The 17,325-nt window shown below is 71.3% G+C and carries 21 protein-coding genes and 1 riboswitch; of the genes, 14 read left to right on the top strand and 7 right to left on the bottom strand.

All coding sequences use genetic code 11. From position 1 onward, the window contains the following. Window positions 1-30 precede the first annotated feature (30 nt). On the top strand, window positions 31-252 hold the full coding sequence (locus ACWD2L_RS03350) for a superinfection immunity protein (protein ID WP_351332560.1): 222 nt from the start codon (window positions 31-33) through the stop codon (window positions 250-252). Here the strand turns inward: ACWD2L_RS03350 and thiD are convergent, their stop codons facing one another. From thiD to ACWD2L_RS03330, 4 genes are all read right to left on the bottom strand, one after another. Beyond that, window positions 253-1,074 (bottom strand): bifunctional hydroxymethylpyrimidine kinase/phosphomethylpyrimidine kinase, encoded by an 822-nt coding sequence (gene thiD / locus ACWD2L_RS03345; protein ID WP_351332557.1) that lies wholly within the window; start codon window positions 1,072-1,074, stop codon window positions 253-255. After that, window positions 1,071-1,808: a thiamine phosphate synthase gene (gene thiE / locus ACWD2L_RS03340; RefSeq protein ID WP_351332554.1), complete on the bottom strand. Its 738-nt coding sequence runs from the start codon at window positions 1,806-1,808 to the stop codon at window positions 1,071-1,073. Before thiE ends, thiD begins: the two co-directional genes overlap by 4 nt. Next, window positions 1,805-2,626: a hydroxyethylthiazole kinase gene (gene thiM, locus ACWD2L_RS03335; RefSeq protein WP_351332551.1), complete on the bottom strand. Its 822-nt coding sequence runs from the start codon at window positions 2,624-2,626 to the stop codon at window positions 1,805-1,807. The genes thiE and thiM overlap by 4 nt, the downstream gene beginning before the upstream one ends. 46 nt (window positions 2,627-2,672) lie before the next feature. Further along, window positions 2,673-4,073, bottom strand: coding sequence for a purine-cytosine permease family protein (locus ACWD2L_RS03330; protein ID WP_351332548.1), 1,401 nt, complete (start codon window positions 4,071-4,073; stop codon window positions 2,673-2,675). Continuing rightward, window positions 4,063-4,158, bottom strand: a riboswitch (TPP riboswitch). It overlaps the preceding gene by 11 nt. A gap of 376 nt (window positions 4,159-4,534) precedes the next feature. Between ACWD2L_RS03330 and ACWD2L_RS03325 the strand changes: the two genes are divergently transcribed. The 4 genes from ACWD2L_RS03325 to ACWD2L_RS03310 all read left to right on the top strand — a co-directional run bounded on the left by ACWD2L_RS03325 (window position 4,535) and on the right by ACWD2L_RS03310 (window position 9,486). Beyond that, window positions 4,535-5,953 carry a family 2B encapsulin nanocompartment shell protein gene (locus ACWD2L_RS03325; RefSeq protein ID WP_351332545.1) on the top strand — a complete coding sequence of 473 codons (1,419 nt, stop codon included), beginning with the start codon at window positions 4,535-4,537 and terminating at the stop codon, window positions 5,951-5,953. A 55-nt stretch (window positions 5,954-6,008) separates the two neighbouring features. Continuing rightward, on the top strand, window positions 6,009-7,307 hold the full coding sequence (locus ACWD2L_RS03320) for a family 2 encapsulin nanocompartment cargo protein terpene cyclase (RefSeq protein WP_351332542.1): 1,299 nt from the start codon (window positions 6,009-6,011) through the stop codon (window positions 7,305-7,307). A 35-nt stretch (window positions 7,308-7,342) separates the two neighbouring features. After that, window positions 7,343-8,230, top strand: a complete 888-nt coding sequence (locus tag ACWD2L_RS03315; RefSeq protein ID WP_351332539.1) for a geranyl diphosphate 2-C-methyltransferase — start codon at window positions 7,343-7,345, stop codon at window positions 8,228-8,230. Between the two features lie 158 nt (window positions 8,231-8,388). Continuing rightward, entirely contained in the window at window positions 8,389-9,486 is a 1,098-nt protein-coding gene (locus ACWD2L_RS03310) for a hypothetical protein (protein ID WP_351332537.1), read from the top strand. Between the two features lie 82 nt (window positions 9,487-9,568). Here the strand turns inward: ACWD2L_RS03310 and ACWD2L_RS03305 are convergent, their stop codons facing one another. Genes ACWD2L_RS03305 through ACWD2L_RS03295 form a run of 3 tightly spaced genes read right to left on the bottom strand, consistent with a single transcriptional unit; the run spans window position 9,569 to window position 11,123 of the window. After that, entirely contained in the window at window positions 9,569-9,916 is a 348-nt protein-coding gene (locus ACWD2L_RS03305; protein ID WP_351332534.1) for a hypothetical protein, read from the bottom strand. After that, a complete protein-coding gene (locus tag ACWD2L_RS03300) occupies window positions 9,913-10,536 on the bottom strand; it encodes an Asp23/Gls24 family envelope stress response protein (protein WP_351332531.1) in 624 nt (207 codons plus the stop codon). Before ACWD2L_RS03300 ends, ACWD2L_RS03305 begins: the two co-directional genes overlap by 4 nt. Further along, window positions 10,533-11,123, bottom strand: a complete 591-nt coding sequence (locus ACWD2L_RS03295) for an RNA polymerase sigma factor (RefSeq protein WP_351332528.1) — start codon at window positions 11,121-11,123, stop codon at window positions 10,533-10,535. The genes ACWD2L_RS03300 and ACWD2L_RS03295 overlap by 4 nt, the downstream gene beginning before the upstream one ends. Before the next feature lie 164 nt (window positions 11,124-11,287). Between ACWD2L_RS03295 and ACWD2L_RS03290 the strand changes: the two genes are divergently transcribed. The 9 genes from ACWD2L_RS03290 (at window position 11,288) to ACWD2L_RS03250 (ending at window position 17,324) form a co-directional block, all read left to right on the top strand. Further along, window positions 11,288-11,809, top strand: a complete 522-nt coding sequence (locus ACWD2L_RS03290) for an Asp23/Gls24 family envelope stress response protein (protein ID WP_351332526.1) — start codon at window positions 11,288-11,290, stop codon at window positions 11,807-11,809. A gap of 73 nt (window positions 11,810-11,882) precedes the next feature. Continuing rightward, window positions 11,883-12,074 carry a hypothetical protein gene (locus ACWD2L_RS03285; RefSeq protein WP_351332606.1) on the top strand — a complete coding sequence of 64 codons (192 nt, stop codon included), beginning with the start codon at window positions 11,883-11,885 and terminating at the stop codon, window positions 12,072-12,074. Continuing rightward, complete coding sequence (locus tag ACWD2L_RS03280) at window positions 12,071-13,171, top strand: DUF6286 domain-containing Asp23/Gls24 family envelope stress response protein (RefSeq protein ID WP_351332524.1); 1,101 nt, start codon at window positions 12,071-12,073, stop codon at window positions 13,169-13,171. Before ACWD2L_RS03285 ends, ACWD2L_RS03280 begins: the two co-directional genes overlap by 4 nt. Next, window positions 13,161-13,751, top strand: coding sequence for a hypothetical protein (locus tag ACWD2L_RS03275; protein WP_351332521.1), 591 nt, complete (start codon window positions 13,161-13,163; stop codon window positions 13,749-13,751). Before ACWD2L_RS03280 ends, ACWD2L_RS03275 begins: the two co-directional genes overlap by 11 nt. Before the next feature lie 70 nt (window positions 13,752-13,821). Continuing rightward, a complete protein-coding gene (locus tag ACWD2L_RS03270; protein ID WP_451187135.1) occupies window positions 13,822-14,661 on the top strand; it encodes a YihY/virulence factor BrkB family protein in 840 nt (279 codons plus the stop codon). Window positions 14,662-14,805: 144 nt separating this feature from the next. Next, a complete protein-coding gene (locus ACWD2L_RS03265) occupies window positions 14,806-15,207 on the top strand; it encodes a sec-independent translocase (RefSeq protein ID WP_351332518.1) in 402 nt (133 codons plus the stop codon). 44 nt (window positions 15,208-15,251) lie between these two features. Beyond that, the gene (locus ACWD2L_RS03260; RefSeq protein WP_351332515.1) at window positions 15,252-15,506 is read left to right on the top strand and encodes a hypothetical protein; all 255 of its coding nucleotides are present in this window, start codon (window positions 15,252-15,254) and stop codon (window positions 15,504-15,506) included. Window positions 15,507-15,879: 373 nt separating this feature from the next. After that, on the top strand, window positions 15,880-16,005 hold the full coding sequence (locus tag ACWD2L_RS03255; protein ID WP_351332512.1) for a putative leader peptide: 126 nt from the start codon (window positions 15,880-15,882) through the stop codon (window positions 16,003-16,005). A gap of 167 nt (window positions 16,006-16,172) precedes the next feature. Next, window positions 16,173-17,324, top strand: coding sequence for an LLM class flavin-dependent oxidoreductase (locus tag ACWD2L_RS03250; protein ID WP_351332509.1), 1,152 nt, complete (start codon window positions 16,173-16,175; stop codon window positions 17,322-17,324). Window position 17,325: the final 1 nt, after the last annotated feature.

The following is a 17,325-nucleotide window of genomic DNA, read 5'->3' as shown; positions in this document are numbered from 1 at the left end:
GCTGACGAAGGGACTGGATAGGGTGACACGGTGTTTGCAAAAATAGGAACCCTTGAAGTCCTGATCCTGGCGCTGATCGCGCTGATCGTCCTCGTCGTCCCGTCGTTCATTGCCCATCGCCGGAGAGTTCAGCGCCTGGGGTTGGTCATCGGGATCAATGTGATCGGCGCCTTCACCGGAGTGTTCTGGTTCGTCGCCCTGGTCATGGCACTGACGATGGCCACCCGCGAACCCGAGCTCACCGGGAAGTGATCACGCCGCCCGGAACCGCCACCCATGGTCGACCGGGCCGATCCCGGCCCCCAGCGCGAACCCCGCCGCGATCGCCCCGGTGACGTACTCCTTCGCCCGGCGCACCGCCTCCGGCACACCATGCGCCTGGGCCAGGCCGACCGCGACGGCCGAGGCGAGGGTGCAGCCGGTGCCGTGGGTGTGGGCGTTGTTGTGGCGCGGCGAGCGCAGCCAGTGCTCGTGCGCGCCGTCCGTGAGCAGGTCGACGGCCTCTCCGGGCAGGTGACCGCCCTTGATGAGCACCCAGCGGGGTCCATAGGCGAGCAGCCGCTCGGCCGCGCGCCGCATGTCGGCCTCGGCGGTGTCGGCCTCGACGGCGATGCCGGTGAGTTCGGTGACCTCGTCGAGGTTGGGTGTCACCACCGTCGCCACCGGCAGCAACCGGTCCCGTACGGCATCGATCGCGTCGCCGGCGAGCAGCCGGTCGCCGTGCTTGGAGACACTGACGGGGTCGACGACGACGGGGGCCTGCGCGTCGGCCAGCAGCTCGGCGACCGTGACGACCATGTCGGGGTCGCCGAGCATGCCGGTCTTGAGCGCCTGCACACCGATGTCGTCGACGACGCTGCGGTACTGGGTGCGCACCGCGTCCAGCGGGAGGTTCCAAGCACCTTGCACACCAAGGGAGTTCTGGGCCGTCACGGCGGTGAGCACACTCATGCCGTGTGCGCCGAGCGCGAGCATGGTCTTGAGGTCGGCCTGGATCCCGGCGCCTCCGCCGGAGTCCGAACCGGCGATGGTCAGCACGCGGGGCGGCGCGACCGCGGGCGGCGTCTCGGTCATGCGGAGACATCCTTTCGGATACGGGGACGGGTGCGGGAGTGCGTGCTGCTGGGGTGCGGGCTGTCGGCCCAGGCGTCGGCGTAGGAACGGGCGGCGGCGCGGGGGTCTTCGGCGGCGCAGATGCCGGACACGATCGCGGCCCCGGCCGCCCCCGCGGCCCGCAGGTGCGGCAGGTCGTCGGGGGTGACACCACCGATGGCCACGGCGGGCAGCCCGCTCAGCCGGGCCAGCGCGGCGAAGCCGTCTCGGCCGAGCGGCTCCGGCGCGTCGGCCTTGGTGCGGGTGGCGTGCAGGGCGCCGATACCGACGTGGTCGACGCGGGCGGTGGACATCGCGGCGGTGTGCAGCTCGGCAGTGGTGGCCGCGCTCAGGCCCAACACGGCGTCGTCACCGATGAGTTGACGTACGGAGGCGGTGGGAAGGTCCGACTGGCCCACGTGGACGCCGGTGACCCGTGCGCCGCTCGCTCGCGCGGCGAGGAACACGTCGACCCGGTCGTTGACGATCAGCGCGACATGCTCGGGGAGCACCTCGGCGACGTCCAGGACGGTCCGCAGGAACTCCCGTCCGCCCGCGCGCTTCTCCCGGATCTGCACGGCGGTGACTCCCCCGGCCACAGCCTGCGCGACGGTCTCGGCCACGGTGCGACCGCGGGCCGCACACTGGTCCGCGTCGGTGACCAGGTAGACCGACAGGTCGACACCGGCATCCGTCGGTCGAGGACGTGCCGTCATGACACCTCCGCCCACGTCGCGACGTCGTCAGGGGTGAGCTCAGCGAGCGCGTCCAGGAACCCGACGGCGAAGCTGCCGGGACCGGCCGCGGTCCGCGCCGCGAACTCGGCGGCGACGGTGTACGCGGTGGCGGCGGCCACCGTCGTCGCGAACCGGTCCTCGTCCACCGCGGCGAACGCGGCCATCACCGCCCCCAGGGCGCAGCCGCCGCCGGTCACCCGGGTCAGCAGGGCGTCCCCGTTGGCGATCCGGGCGCTGCGCGTGCCGTCGGTGACGTAGTCCACGGGCCCGGACACGGCGACCACACTGCCCGCCGTGCGCGCGAGCTGCGCTGCCGCGTCCTCGGCGTCGTCGACACCGTGGGAGGAGTCCACGCCCCGGCCGCCGCCACCCGCGCCCGCGAGCGCGATGATCTCGGAAGCGTTGCCCCTGATCACGGTCGGCCGCAGCGCGAGCAGGTCGGCGGCGAGCGCGGTGCGCACCGGCAGGGCGCCGATGGCCACCGGGTCGAGCACCCAGGGCGTGCCCGCGTCGGCCGCGGCCCGCGCCGCCTCGGGCATCGCGGCGCGCTGCTCGGCGCGCGGAGTCCCGAGGTTGACCAGCACGCCCGAGGCGACGCGGGCGAAGGGCCCGGCCTCGTCCGGGATGTCGACCATGGCGGGCGCGGCGCCCACCGCGAGCAGCACGTTGGCGGTGAACCCCGTGACCACCGCGTTGGTCAGGCACTGCACGAGGGGTGATGTGTGCTGTACGCGCCCGAGTGCCTGCGCCGCGAAGGCGACGAGGTCCTCGGGGCGGTCGGGGGACGTCTGGGGCATGGGGTGACTCCAAGCAAAGGAGGTGCGAGGTACGAGGGCTCGTGGGTCAGTCGAGTCGCCGCAGCCGCAACGGCGCGTACACGGCGCCGGCCACGAGGAACGCCACGTAGTACGACACGTCCGCGCCGTGCAGCGCTTCCGCCACCGGACCCACGTACAGGCTGGTGTCCATGAACGGGACCGCCGCGGCAAAGGCCGCCGCGAAGGCCAGCACGGCGGGCCACGCGGGTTGGCGCCGTTCGCGCTCGGCGGCGAGGTCGAGCGGCGCGCCGGCGCGCGCCCTGGCCCGCGCGCGCCAGTCGACGAGGACGATCGCCACGAAGCCGGGGATCCAGTACCCGACGAACAGCAGCACATTCTGGAACCGGGCTGTGGTGTCCGCCGCGTGCATCCACAGCACGAGCGGGAAGCCGAGCGCGGCGGCGAGGGCGGCGGCCACCGGGCGCGGGATGCGTACGCCGATGGTCTGCAGGGCGAGCGAGCCGCTGTAGTCGTTCATCGCGTTGCTGCACAGCGCGGCCAGCGCCACGGCGAGCAGCCCGAACGCGCCGACCGCTCCGCCGCCGAGGATCTTGTCGACCCCGGCCGCCGTCTGGTCGGTGAGCACGGAGGCACCCCACAGGCCGAGCGCCTGGACGGCCACGAACGACACCAGCAGGCCGAGCAACGTGTACCAGAACATGCGGGTACGGGAGGTGGCCGCGGGCAGATAGCGGCTGAAGTCGCTGGCGTACGGCGCCCAGGACAGGCTGAGGCTCAGCGCGATCGTGCTGGTCAGGACGAACGCACCGACGCGGTCGGCTCCGTGCACGGAGCCGTGGGCGGCCGGCTGCACACCGTCCAGCAGCCGCCAGGCGATCAGCGCGAACGCGGCGCCGAGCACGAAGGTCATGACGATCTGCAACCGGTGGATGGCCTCGTAACCGAAGACACCGAGCAGGCCCTGGGCGAGCAGCATGACGAGGACGCCGGCCCAGAACGGCCAGCCGAACAGCCGGGCCAGCGCGTCACCGCCGAACAGGCCGATCAGTGCGTCCCACGCGATGGACGACAGCCACTGCAGCACGCCCGGCAGCACGACACCCCGCCCGAACGCGAGCCCGGCGAGCGGCAGTTGTCCTGCCCCGGTCCGGCTCCCCCATGTCCCGAGGTACGCGGTCGGTACCGCGCCGACCAGGGTGCCGAGCACGACGGCGGCGAGTGCCGTGGCGAAGTCGAGTCCGAGGGCGATGCCGACGGTGCCGGTGAAGACGCCGGTCATGGTCAGGTTCGGGGCGAACCACACGGTGAACAGGCGCCCGGCCCCGCCGTAGCGGTTGCCCTCGGGCACCGGTTCGATGCCGTGACCCTCGATGCCGAGGTCGCCGGGTGCCGCGGGCATCCGCCCGTCGAAGGCGCCGCTCTCGCGGTCGGCAGGCAGGCCACTGGAAACATGCACCACAGGCATGAGACATCCCTCCGCCAGTACGAACTGGTTCAGGTTCGACGGGTGTGTTCTCAGCCCTCTGGTGGGGGCACCCCGTGTCCGGTTACAGCGGCCAGCGTAACGCGGTGACGTTTCGCCTACCTCGTGGGGTGCGGAGTCGGCAACGACGAGCTCTGCGGCGAGTGGCCGACTTCTGTCGGTTTGGCGCCGCTATGACGCGTGTGCACCGCGTGGGCCAGGGCCCACGCCCGTCGGGAGGCACGAAGAAATCGGGCCGAGTTCCATCCTTCCCCGGCAAACACCCCGCGAGCTTGATCATCGCATCGAGCGAATGTCGCCGACTTTCCTTGGTCCGGCAGCCGAGGCGGACCTTACGGTGATGCTGGATCTGGACGCATTACCGCCGAATTCATCAACTCTCTTTCATCCGTCCCGTTATTACCGACATGCGCGCTTTCGCGCGATCAAGGGGAGCTCATCCGATGACAGTTGACTCGACCACCCCGGACACCGCGGCGGCCCTGCCACGGCAGACCAGCCTCGGTACGGCGGCCGCCCGCAATCTCGCCACCACCACCAAGTCCGCCCCGCAGATGCAGGAGATCACCTCGCGGTGGCTGCTGCGAATGCTGCCCTGGGTGGAGACCAAGGGCGGCGTCTACCGGGTGAACCGCCGCCTGACCTACACCGTCGGCGACGGGACCATCGAGTTCATCCAGGACGGCGGCAACGTCCGCGTCATCCCCCGCGAACTCGGCGAACTGGCCCTGCTGCGCGGCTTCGACGACGTCGAAGTACTGACCGCCATCGCCGACCGGTGCGAGCAGCGCGACTTCCGGGCCGGCGAGACGCTGGTCGAGCGCGGGGCGCCCGCGGACCGGCTCCACCTGATCGCCCATGGGCGCGTCAGTCAGTTCTCCGAGGGCGGCTACGGCGACGAGGTCGCGCTCGACGTACTCGCCGACGGCGACCGCTTCGGGGACGATGCGCTCCTTGACGAGGACGCCCGCTGGGAGCAGACCGCGGTCGCCGAGACGGCGGGCACCCTGCTCACCCTCTCGCGCGCCGACTTCGCGGCCGTACTGTCCGCTGCGCCGCCCCTGCAGGCGCACGTCGACGAGTTCAAGTCGCTCGCGGGCCGGGGCCAGAACCACCGCGGCGAGGCCGAGATCCCGATGTCGGCGGGGCACGTGGGCGAGCACGAACTGCCCGGCGCGTTCGTCGACTACGAAGCGCGGCCGCGCGAGTACGAACTCTCGGCCGCCCAGACGATCCTTCGGGTCCACACCAGGGTCGCCGATCTCTACAACGAGCCGATGAACCAGACCAAGGAGCAACTGAGGCTCACCGTCGAGGCGTTGCGCGAGCGCCAGGAGCACGAGCTCGTCAACAACCGGGAGTTCGGTCTGCTCCACAACGCCGACTTCAAGCAGCGCCTCCAGCCGCACTCGGGGCCGCCCACGCCGGACGACCTGGACGAGCTGCTCTGTCGCCGCCGCGGCTCCAAGTTCTTCCTGGCGCACCCCCGCACGATCGCTGCGATGGGGCGCGAGTTCAACGCGCGCGGCCTGTATCCCGACCACGTCGACCTCGGTGGCCAGCAGGTCCCGGCCTGGCGCGGGGTGCCGATCCTGCCGTGCAACAAGATCCCGGTCACCAAGGAGCGCACCAGCTCGATCCTCTGCATGCGTACCGGCGAGGACAACCAGGGTGTCATCGGCCTGCACCAGACCGGTCTGCCCGACGAGTACGAGCCGGGCCTCTCGGTCCGGTTCATGGGTGTCGACGAGCAGGCCATCACCAAGTACCTCGTCAGCACCTACTACTCCGCCGCGATCCTCGTGCCGGACGCGGTCGGTGTGCTGGAGAACGTGCAGATCGGCCGCTGGCCCAGCACGTAGCGGGGCAGAACCACGGCCGCCCCCACCCCACCGAGGAGCCCTCAAGGAGACATGGATGCCCCCGCCCGAGCCGACACCTCCGCAGTCGAGCCTGCCGGAAGCGATCTCCCGCTTCGGGGCGCAGGTCCTGGCCGACGCCGCGGCCCGCGCCCGCGACATCGGCGCCGTTACGGGGTGCCCGCCGCGGGCGGTTGCCACGCCGACCGCCGGGACGTCGGCGGGTGAAGTACCGGCTGAGCACGCCGACTTGGAGCGGCTGCTGCGCGGGCCCAGCGGTCTCGGCACGGCGGGGCTGCGGCTCACTCCGCGGGAGGAACCGGCATCGTCGGCCCCGAAGCCCGGCTCGGACCCGGCTCCTGCGCCAAGTACCGCGAAAGGGCGGCCCGTTCCCGGCCTGTACCACCATCCGGCGCCCGACCCCGATCCCGTACGGGTCGCGGAGGTCAGCCGCCGGATCAAGGAGTGGGCGCTGGACGAGGTCGACCTGTACCCCGACGACTGGGAGGAGGAGTTCGACGGGTTCTCCGTGGGCAGCTACATGGTCGGCTGCCACCCCGACGCACCCACCGTCGACCACGTCATGATCGCCACCCGCCTGATGATGGCGGAGAACGCGCTGGACGACTGCTACTGCGAGGACCACGGCGGCTCGCCCGTCGGCCTCGGCTCACGGCTGCTGCTCGCACACACCACCCTCGACCCGCTGTACACGACGCGGGAGTACCAGCCGCAGTGGGCGGACTCGCTGTACTCGGACGCGCCCCGGCGCGCGTACCGCTCCGCCATGGAGTACTTCGTCCAGGCGAGCAGCGCGTCCCAGGCCGACCGCTACCGGCACGACATGGCCCGCCTGCACATGGGTTACCTCGCCGAGGCCGCCTGGTCCGAACACGACCACGTACCGGAGGTGTGGGAGTACCTGGCGATGCGCCAGTTCAACAACTTCCGCCCCTGCCCGACCATCACCGACACCGTCGGCGGCTACGAACTGCCGGCGGACCTGCACGCCCTGCCGGACATGCAGAAGGTCATCGCACTCGCGGGGAACGCGACGACGATCGTCAACGACCTGTACTCGTACATGAAGGAACTCGACGCTCCCGGCCGTCACTTGAACCTGCCGGTCGTGATCGCGGAACGCGAGGACCTGTCCGACAAGGATGCCTACCTCAAGTCGGTCGAGGTCCACAACGAACTCATGCACGCCTTCGAGACAGAGGCCGCGGCCCTGGCCGCCGCCTGCCCGCTCCCCAACGTCCAACGCTTCCTGCGGGGCGTAGCGGCGTGGGTCGACGGCAACCACCAATGGCACCAGAACAACACCTACCGCTACCGCCTGCCCGACTTCTGGTAAGCGACCCGACTTCTGGTAAGAGATAGGACTCATCAGTGACCAGCACCGAACTCACCGCCACGGCCCAGAGCACCTCCCCGTACATCCCCTCGCCGGCCACCCCCTACCAGGGGGACATCGCCCGCTACTGGGACGGCGAGGCCCGGCCGGTCAATCTGCGGCTCGGCGATGTCGACGGTCTGTACCACCACCACTACGGCATCGGCGCGGTCGACCACTCCGCGCTCGGTGACGGAGCGGGTGACGTGAACGAGAAGAAGCTGATCGCCGAGTTGCACCGGCTGGAGTCGGCGCAGGCCGCGTACCTGCTCGGGAACCTCGGCGACATCGGACGCGACGACACCCTCGTGGACGCCGGCTGCGGCCGCGGCGGCTCGATGGTGATGGCGCACCAGCGTTTCGGGAGCAAGGTCGAGGGGGTCACACTCTCGGCCAAGCAGGCCGACTTCGCGAACGGGCGGGCGGCGGAACTCGGCATCGAGGACCACGTCAGGGCTCGTGTCTGCAACATGCTGGACACCCCGTTCGAGACCGGGCAGATCTCGGGGTCGTGGAACAACGAGTCGACCATGTACGTCGACCTGCACGACCTGTTCGCCGAACACTCCCGCATCCTGGAGGTCGGCGGCCGCTACGTGACCATCACCGGCTGCTGGAACCCGCGGTACGGCCAGCCGTCGAAGTGGGTGTCCCAGATCAACGCGCACTTCGAGTGCAACATCCACTCGCGCCGGGAGTACCTGCGCGCGATGGCCGACAACCGTTTGGTGCCCCAGACCGTCATCGACCTCACCCCCGACACCCTCCCGTACTGGGAGCTGCGGGCCACGTCGTCGCTCGTCACGGGGATCGAGGACGCGTTCATCAACTCGTACCGGGACGGCTCGTTCCAGTACCTGCTGATCGCAGCGGACCGCGTCTGACCGTCCGCTGACCACCGGGGAGGGGCCGTTCCTGAACGGCCTCTCCCCGCTTCGGCGTCGCCCGGCGTTCGCGCGTGTGCCATGATCCGTCGATGGTGGCCGGCCCTGGGGAGGGACTGGCCGCCACGGAAACCACATGGCACAAGGGGAGTTCAGAAGTGAATTCGGGTGGGGATCACGGCGGTTCGCCGCTGTCCGACGACGATTGGGAGCGCTTCCTCCAGGAGTCGGAGGACGGCGTACGGGACGCACCGAAGGAACCGTCGGCGCGCGCCCGCATGGTGACGCGCCGCTTGCAGGAGCGGGACGCCCGGCCCGAGCCGTGGCGTTCGCACCAGCCGCCCCGGCCGCACCGCCGCACGGGCTGGTACGCGCTCGGCCTGGTGGCTGCGCTCGCCGCGGTGGTCGTGGCGCTCAACCCGGGGCGGGTGACGGGCTGGTTCGGCGGCGACGCCGACGCGGCGACACCACTGGCCGGGGAGACCGCCCGGCCCACGGCGCCGCCGCCGGACGATGCGGCCGCGAGCCCCACGCTGGACGAGCCGTTCAGGGGCTCGCCCGCCGCGCGCTGGGCCTCCGGATCGGCCGGGATCACTGTGCCCGCGGCCCGGGCCACCGGCTGGATGAGTACGGCGCAGGTGGCTCGCTCCCTCGAACGCTCCCGGGACTTCCTCACCGCGTCCAGCCTTGACCCCGAGGTGCTGCGCGGCGATCACCCCGCCGAGGCCATCGCCCTCATCAACCCCCGCCAGCCGAAGGAACGCACCTTCCTGGACAGGTCGCTGACCGCCCCGAGCGAGAAGTACAACCCACTCGTGCTGTTCAGCCGCTTCGACACCTCGAAGGTGCAGCTGGTCGGCCATGAGGTCAAGACCCGCGGCCGCATCACGTACCGCACGGGCGAGAAGGGCGCGCTCGAGGTCACCACGGACGTCACGTACGTGTATCCGGTCGTGTCCGCGGAGGCGGGCAGCGACCGTGTCACGCGCGTCATCGTCCGCCGCGAAGTGGTGATGAACTGGCCCGACCCGTCGAAGGTGATCACCGAACCGGGCACCTTCTCGGTCATCTCGAACCGCGTGAACACCACCAACGGCGGCTGCGAGACCTACAACGGCTATCTCACCCCGTCCTTCACCGCCGACGGCGACACCGGCGACGGCCCCGCGGTGGACCCGTACGACCGGAGCACCGCGATGGACGAGCGGATGAGCGGCGCCGGGGACGACAAGTGCGGTACTGCGACGCGGTCCTGAACCGTCGCGGACCGTCGTGAACCGGGCCGCAGCCGTGCTGGGTGCTTCCCTTCTCAGCGGCTTCCACTGGTGCTGGTCCCAGTCAGATCAGTCCCGTCACGGTGACGCTGACCTGGGCCCGCACGCTCTGGTCCGGTACGGCTGCGGTCAGCTGTTCCTCTGCCGTCCGGCGGGCGGCGCGGGCCACGTCCACCGTGCGGAAGCGGGCGAGCGCGACGAGCTGGATCTCGATGTGCCAGGGGCCGTCGGCACTCTGTGGAGGGGTGAGCCGCAATCCGGAAGGACCTCCGCCGGCGGGTGGCGCCGGGTGGGCGAGCGCGGAACGCAGGCGCCCGGCGAGATCGGGCTTGAGGAAGGCCACACCGGGCACATCGGCCACGGCGCGGGCGATGTCGTCGGTGAGGTGGTCCGGGGGGCTGGTCCTGGTCATCGGGCTCGGCCTTCCTGGTCATCGGTCGTGCTGTCGATGAGGTCGGTGACACGGATGTCCACGGCCGAGATGGGCATGCCGAGGTCGCGGTCCGCCGCTTCCCACACCTGCATACGGACGTCCTCCGCGAGGTCGGGCAGTGAGGCGTCGAACGGTGCGTGGATCTCGAGTCTGACCTCGACCCGATCCGGTGCGCCCGGCCAGGGCAGGGGCCGAAGGCGGCAGGACCCGGCCCGCACTCCGGACACGGTCTCCGCGGCCGCTCGCAGGGCCCGCGCGACGACCGCCTCCATGACGGACAGGTCCTCGTCGGGCTCCCCCAGGGGCAGCGGGCGGCCGGGACGCAGTTCGAGTCGTACGACGTCCATGACGCGGCGTGTCAGCGCGGCCGCGTCCTGGCCGGTGTCGTCCAGCGGCTCCTCGCGCAGGTCGCGTACCGCGGTCTCCAGCTGGGTGAGGTCGTCGACGGCACCCCTGCAGTGCGGGCAGGCGTGCAGGTGCGGGTCGTCCGACTGCTCCTCCCACGCGGCCCACACCTGGGACAGCAGGCGGCCGCAGGGCAGTTGCTCGTCGTCGGGGCCCTCGGAGTGTGTGTTGGGCGGGTCGGTGTGAGCGGTCATCGCCAGGCCCCCAGTGCTTGAGTCAGGCAGCGTCGTGCACGGAAGACACGGGCGCGGACAGCCTCCTGGCTGATCCCGACCGCGTCCGCGATGAAGTCGTAGGACTGGCCGTCCAGATCGCGCAAGACCCAGCACGCGCGCTGTTCGGCCGACAGTTGATCGAGGGCCGCGCCCAGCTCGCGCACGGCGCCGCGGGCCTCGGCGATCCGGGCCGGCGAGACCGTGTGCTCGGGCGCGGCCACGTCCGCCGCCGTCTCCAGCGACACGACCGGCCTGCGGGATCGGGTGCGCAGAATGTTCAGGCACCGGTTGGTGACGATGCGGTACGTCCAGGTGCCGAACGACGCCGAGCCGCGGAACTCGGGGAGCCGCCGCCACGCGCTGACGAAGGCGTCCTGCACGGCGTCCTCAGCCTCGGTGCGCGTGCCGAGGAGCCGGGTGGCCAGCCGCAGCAACGCCGGAGCGTGCCGCTGGACGAGCACGGCGAAGGCGTCCTCGTCCCCTTCCGCGGCCCGGACCGTCAGCAGCTGGTCATCGGTCTCGCTCCCGCCCTCGGGCGGTGCGGTGTCTCTGCGGGCACCCGCCACTGAGTGGCTCCTCTCGTCTCTTCCTGCCTGTTGGACACACCTGCGCCGGATCTGTGACGCAGCAATTCCGAAAAAAGTTCTTCCGGTTGGCGCGTCACAGATGCGTCCGGGGCGGGTCTATCCACGTAAGAGCATCTGACCGACCGCAGAGAGAAGGACACGCCATGAGCACGAACACGCAGAGTGCACCAGACGCCAAGAACGTGCCGCTGGAGCGCTCCGGCCGGCCGACGCAGACGACGCAAGCCACGCAGACGACGGAGGTCTTCGGCGGCGCGACGGGAGCCGATCAGCCCGCCTCCGACCGCGGCAGGACGTCCATCGCCGACGTCGTCGTGGTGAAGATCGCCGGTATCGCGGCACGCGAGATCCCTGGCGTCCACGACATGGGCGGCGGGCTCTCCCGCACCATCGGTGCCGTGCGCGACCGGGTGCCGGGCGGCCGGCCGAACGTCGGGCGGGGTGTGAAGGTCGAGGTCGGCGAGCGGCAGACGGCCATCGACATCGACCTCGTGGTCGAGTACGGCGTCCCGATCTCGGACCTGGCCCGCGACGTGCGGGAGAACGTGATCTCCGCGGTGGAGCGCATCACCGGTCTGGAGGTCGTGGAGGTGAACGTCACGATCAACGACGTGCACCTGCCCGAGGACGACGAGGCGCCCGCCGCGGAGACCCGCGTGGAGTGACCGGCAGGTCGTACATACGGGCCGACGGAAGCGGCCGGGGTCCTGGGCGCCGGTCGAGACGAGGTGAGGTGAGGTGGCAGTGACCAGAGCGATGACCGGGATGCTCGCCGGGATGGCGTTGGCCTTCGCAGGGTACTTCGGGGGCTTCGGAGCGTTCCTGCTCGTGGCTGCCCTCGGCGCCGTGGGCGGGGCGGCGGGCCACTGGTTCGACGCCGGAGGGCACGTCCAGGACCTGCGCGACAGCTGGGAACGGGGCCGGCGATGACCGAGGCCGCCGAGCGGGGCACGACGGCCGTCTCGGACAGAGTCGTGCGCAAGATCGCCGGGCGTGCGGCCGGTGAGGCCACGCCGGGTCCCGTCCGCGGCGGGGCCGCTTCCGCGACCGTGCGTGGACGCCGGGCGGACGTCGGAGTGAAGGTGGCGGTGCCGTTCCCGGCGCCACTGCCCGAAGCCGCCCGACTGATCCAGGATCATGTCACCCGCCGCACACAGGAGTTGACGGGCCTTCACGTCGGCCCCGCACGGGTCCATGTCACCGGACTCCTCCCGGCGCCAGCAGAGAGGAACGCAGCGGCGCTCACGGCGACCGACGACCCGGGTGCCACACACCGGGACAGCGGGGGCTCCGGGGACTCGGGGGACTCCGGCTCCCGCACGCCGTTGCGCTGGTGGTCGCCGCGCAGGCTACCGACGGCGCTGCTCTGCCTGGCGGCGGCCACCGCCAGCGGCATACTGGCGGCCGACATGATCAGGGTGCATTGGGCCCACCGCGCGGCCGCATCCTGGCGCACTGACGCGGTCCACTGGCTGGAGGGGCACGGCCCGGACGCCCCTTTCGTCGCCGTCGCCGCCGGGGCTCTCGCCGTCCTCGGCATCCTGATGATCGCCCTGGCGGTCAGCCCCGGGCGCCGTGGGCTGCTCACCGTGGCCTCCCCCGCCGCGCAGCTGCGGGCGGCCATGGACCGCAAGGCGATCGGGCTTGCGGTGCGCGATGCCGTGGGGGACGTGCCAGGGGTCGGCACCGTGCGTGTCCGGGCGCGTCGGCGCCGCGTCGTCGTCCGCGCCCAACTGGCCTTCGGAGACAGGACGATCGCGCGAAGCGACATCCGGACCGCGGCACACACCGTCCTCGACGGTTGCGGCCTGCGACGCCCACTGAGACTTCGCGTCAAGGTCCGTACAGGGAGCGACTGGCCCGCTGAACCGGCCGCCGCCCGGGACCGGTCCGATCCTGATGCCGGTGCCGGTGCCGGTCCCGGTCCCGGTCCAAGCACCGAGCAGCAGGCCCCGAGCGGCGGCTTCCAGCCGGTGCCGGTACAAGAACCACGCCAGCAGAAGGGCCGTGTCACCGATGCCCCGTAGCCGTACGCTCCTGAACCGGGTCACGCTGGCCGTGTGCGGCTTGGCCGCCGTGGCGGTGGGTGGCCTGCTCTGCCTGGGGCACACGTCGTGGCGGTCCGCCGTGCCCGACCGGTGGTCCGCCCTCAGCAGCCCTCACACCCCGCTCGTCCCCGCTGAACGCCTCGCCTCGATGCGCGGCCAGGAGTGGTGGACGCCCACCGTCATGGCCACCTCGATCATCGCCGCCGTCCTGCTCACCTGGTGGGGTGCGCGGCAACTGCGCACCGGACGGCGGCGATTGGTGGCCCTGCCCGTTTCACGAAGCCATCTGCACACCCGTGCCCTGGAGGACACGCTGGCCGGTCTCGTGGAGGACGTCGACGGTGTCGCCCACTGCCGGCCCCGAGTACGGGGCGGAACACGGTCGGGCCGACTCGACGCCGTGCTGCGCGTCAGTCTCCACCAGGACACCACACCCTCCACCGTCCTTCCCCCACTCACCAGGATCGCCTCCGATACGGGGGACGCGCTCGCCCCGTACCGTTTCCGCATGCACATCCGCTTCTCCGCACGCTCGCACCGCAGGCCGCATGTCCGCTGAGCCAAACGCCTTCGACGGCACGTCGCACGAGCGGGACTCACGTCCCCTCCCCTCAAGAGGTGACAATCGCGTGTCGGCGTGGCGGTCCGCGCTGCGCCGCACCCCCGTGTCGATGTGGCGCGACGACATGTCGGACTCGGCGGCGGCTCTCACCTACTACGCGATCCTGTCCGTACTGCCCTCCCTGCTGGTCATCTCCCTGGCGTTCAGCCTCATCAGCCCGGAGACGGCCGAGCAATTCATCGCGCACGTCAGCGATTACGCTCCCGGGCAGTCCGGCACCCAACTCCACGATGTGTTGTCCCGAGCGCTGCACCACGGCACGGCCGCCTGGACCCTGCTGTGCGTCGGCTCGGTCAGCGCGCTGTGGTCGGCCTCCAGCTACCTCGCGGTGTTCCGTCGCGCGGTCCACCGCATGCACCGGGTGGCGGACCGCCGCTCGACCTGGCACAAGGCCCACCGCATCCTGATCACGGCGCTCGCCCTGCTCGGCATCCTCGTCCTCAGCGCCCTGGTGCTCCTGATGACCGGCCCGGTCGCCGAGACGACGGGCCGTTACCTCGGCCTCGACACCGCCGCCGCATGGGCGTGGAGTCTGCTGCGCTGGCCCATGCTGCTGTGCGTGGTGGCTCTGCTCGTCGTCATCGTCTTCCGCACCGGCCCCGCACAGGCCCGCGTCCGTGCCCACAGCATCCCCGGCGGCGCCCTGGCCGCCTTTCTGTGGCTGTGCGCCTCCGCCGGGTTCGCTCTCTACACCTCGGAGTTGAGCACCTACAGCAGGCTCTACGGGTCGCTGGCCGGCGCGGTGGTCTTCCTCATCTGGCTGTGGTTGTCCAACCTGGCGCTGCTCGCCGGCGCACAGTTCACCGCGGAACTCAGCGAATTGGAGGCGCGGGCGGCGACGGCCTGAGCGAGCCGGCCCCCTCCGAAAGACGCGGACCGCCACCCCGGGCGACGCTGCCGCGGCGCGGATGGTTTCATTGGTTGCGCAATCTCGAAACCTTCGAGTGCGGCGCGGCGATGCGCCGCGCCGCCGCCAGGCAAGGAGTGCCGAATGCTCTCGGATGTGGGCCCGCTGGAGCTGCTCACGATCGCCGTGATCGGTGTGCTCCTGTTCGGGCCGGACAAGCTGCCGGAGTTCCTGCAGAACGTGGCCCGCACCGTACGGAAGATCCGGGAGTTCTCCGACAGCGCCCAGCAGGAGATCCGCTCCGATCTCGGCCCGGAATTCCAGGACTTCGACGTGCGGGACCTGCACCCGAAGACGTTCGTGCGCAAGCACGTGCTGAGCGGCGGCACCGACCTCGGCCGGGAACTCGACGAGATCCGCGAAGCGCTCGACCCACGTCACGAACTGGCCGACGCCACCGACTCACTGCGGGCCACCGTCAGCCTGGCGAAGCCCTCGTCATCCCCCGAGGGCACGCGGCCGGCCCTCGATCCCGATGCCACCTGACCGAAGAAGCCACGCCCGCAGCACAACAGTTCAGGGAATGTGCCATGCCGAAATCAGCGTCTGCGAACACTCACGACACCGGCGACAGGGAACTCGCCGTCCTTGACGGCGGGCCCGCCCACGGACTGCGTCTGCGCGTCACGGGCCGCCCGCCGGTGGTTCAGGTGACCCGCCCCTGCGACGTGGAGGAGCCGCCCGGCCCGCAGGACCTGCGAGCCGACGCACTGTACGTCTACCGGCGCGACCTTTACGTACAGGACGAGCCACTGCGCTACGGCTTCGACCGCGCAAGCCCGTGAGGGGCTGCTCGCCCGCCGAACCCTCATTACCGCTCGTCGAGGCCTCCGGACGCGTCGTGTAGGACGACGCTCCGTGTCCTATCGGACAGCTCTCCGATCCTCGTGCCGCCTCACCTGGCATGTAGAAAACAGCGATGCCTCCGGCGGGCCGCCCGCCTGGGCTGACACGGGCGCCGTCCCGGCAACCGCCGAGCGTACTGGTGACGCTACGCCGAGGAGAGGCCGCCCGTTGATCCGCCGCCACGGCCCGGTCGGCACACTCCTCCATGCCCGCCCCCGTCCACCCACCGAGACGGAACTTGACCAGCGGGCGTCGGCGCGAGAGATTTCCCTAGTAATCCAGTAGGAATTGTAGGCAAGGAGGGGGCGGCCCGTGCAAGCACATACCCCGCCCTCGCCTGTATCCGCGACGCACGGCGGATCCGGCATCGGCACACCGCTCGTCGCACGTCGGCACATCGACCTCTGCCGGTACGCCGGCGCCTGCTGTCGGCGCTGACGCCGCTCCCTGCCCGCCGCACGCACCGCGGCGCTCCCCCTCCCCTCCCGCGCGCCCGCGCCGACCGTCCGGTTCGCCCCTCCGCACCCGGCTCCTCGCCGTGGTGTCGGCACGCCCGGAAGGCCTGCCCGTCGCACGCCCGTACTCCGTGAGGTCCTCACCCCGTCATGTCCACACTCACCTTCCACTGGTTCCTCCCCACCACGGGCGACAGCCGCCACGTCGTCGGCGGCGGTCACGGCTCGACTCCCGGTACCGCCGGGGGCGACCGTCCGGCGTCCGTGGAGTACCTGGGCCAGATCGCCCGCACAGCGGAACAGCTCGGCTTCGAGGGGGCGTTGACGCCCACCGGCGCCTGGTGCGAGGACGCGTGGCTGACCACGGCGATGCTGACGCAGGTCACCGAACGGCTGAAGTTCCTCGTCGCCTTCCGGCCAGGACAGATCTCCCCCACGCTCTCCGCCCAGATGGCCGCCACGTACCAACGGCAGTCCCACGGACGCCTGTTGCTGAACGTGGTGACCGGCGGCGAGAGCGCCGAGCAGCGCGCCTACGGGGACTTCCTCGACAAGGACCAACGGTACGCACGGACAGGCGAGTTCCTCGACATCGTGCGCCGTCTGTGGGACGGGCAGACGGTCGACCACCACGGCGACCATCTGCACGTGGAGGGCGCCCGCCTGAGCCGACTGCCGGACCCGGTGCCCAGCGTCTACTTCGGCGGTTCCTCGCCCGCGGCCCTGGACGTCGCCGCCCGGCACACCGACACGTATCTGACCTGGGGCGAGCCGCCGCAGGCCGTCGCGGAGAAGATCGCCGAGGTCCGCAGGCGGGCCGAACTCCTGGGCCGCACCGTCCGGTTCGGCATCCGGCTGCACGTCATCGCCCGCGACACCGCCGCGCAGGCCTGGGCGGAGGCCGAGCGATTGCTGCAGGGCATGGACCCGGAGCGCGTCGCCGCCGTCCAGCGCGGCCTCGCGACCTCCGAGTCCGAGGGCCAGAAGCGGATGCGCGCGCTGCACTCCAGCGGCACCAGCTCCGACCTGGAGATCTACCCCAACCTGTGGGCCGGTGTCGGCCTGGTGCGCGGCGGCGCAGGCACCGCCCTGGTCGGCAGCCACGAGGAGGTCGCCGACCGTATCGAGGAGTACCACCGGCTGGGCATCGACGAGTTCGTCCTCTCGGGTGTGCCACACCTGGAGGAGGCGTACTGGTTCGGCGAGGGCGTCCTGCCGCTGCTGGAGCGCCGCGGGCTGTGGAACCACCCGGCCGCGCCGGCCCCCGTCGAGCCCGGCACCGTCGCGTTCGCGGGCGTGTGAG

The sequence above is a fragment of the Streptomyces sp. NPDC002754 genome, from assembly GCF_053592315.1.
Note: the sequence above shows the minus strand (reverse complement) of the source record. Positions and strands in the feature narration are given on the sequence as shown.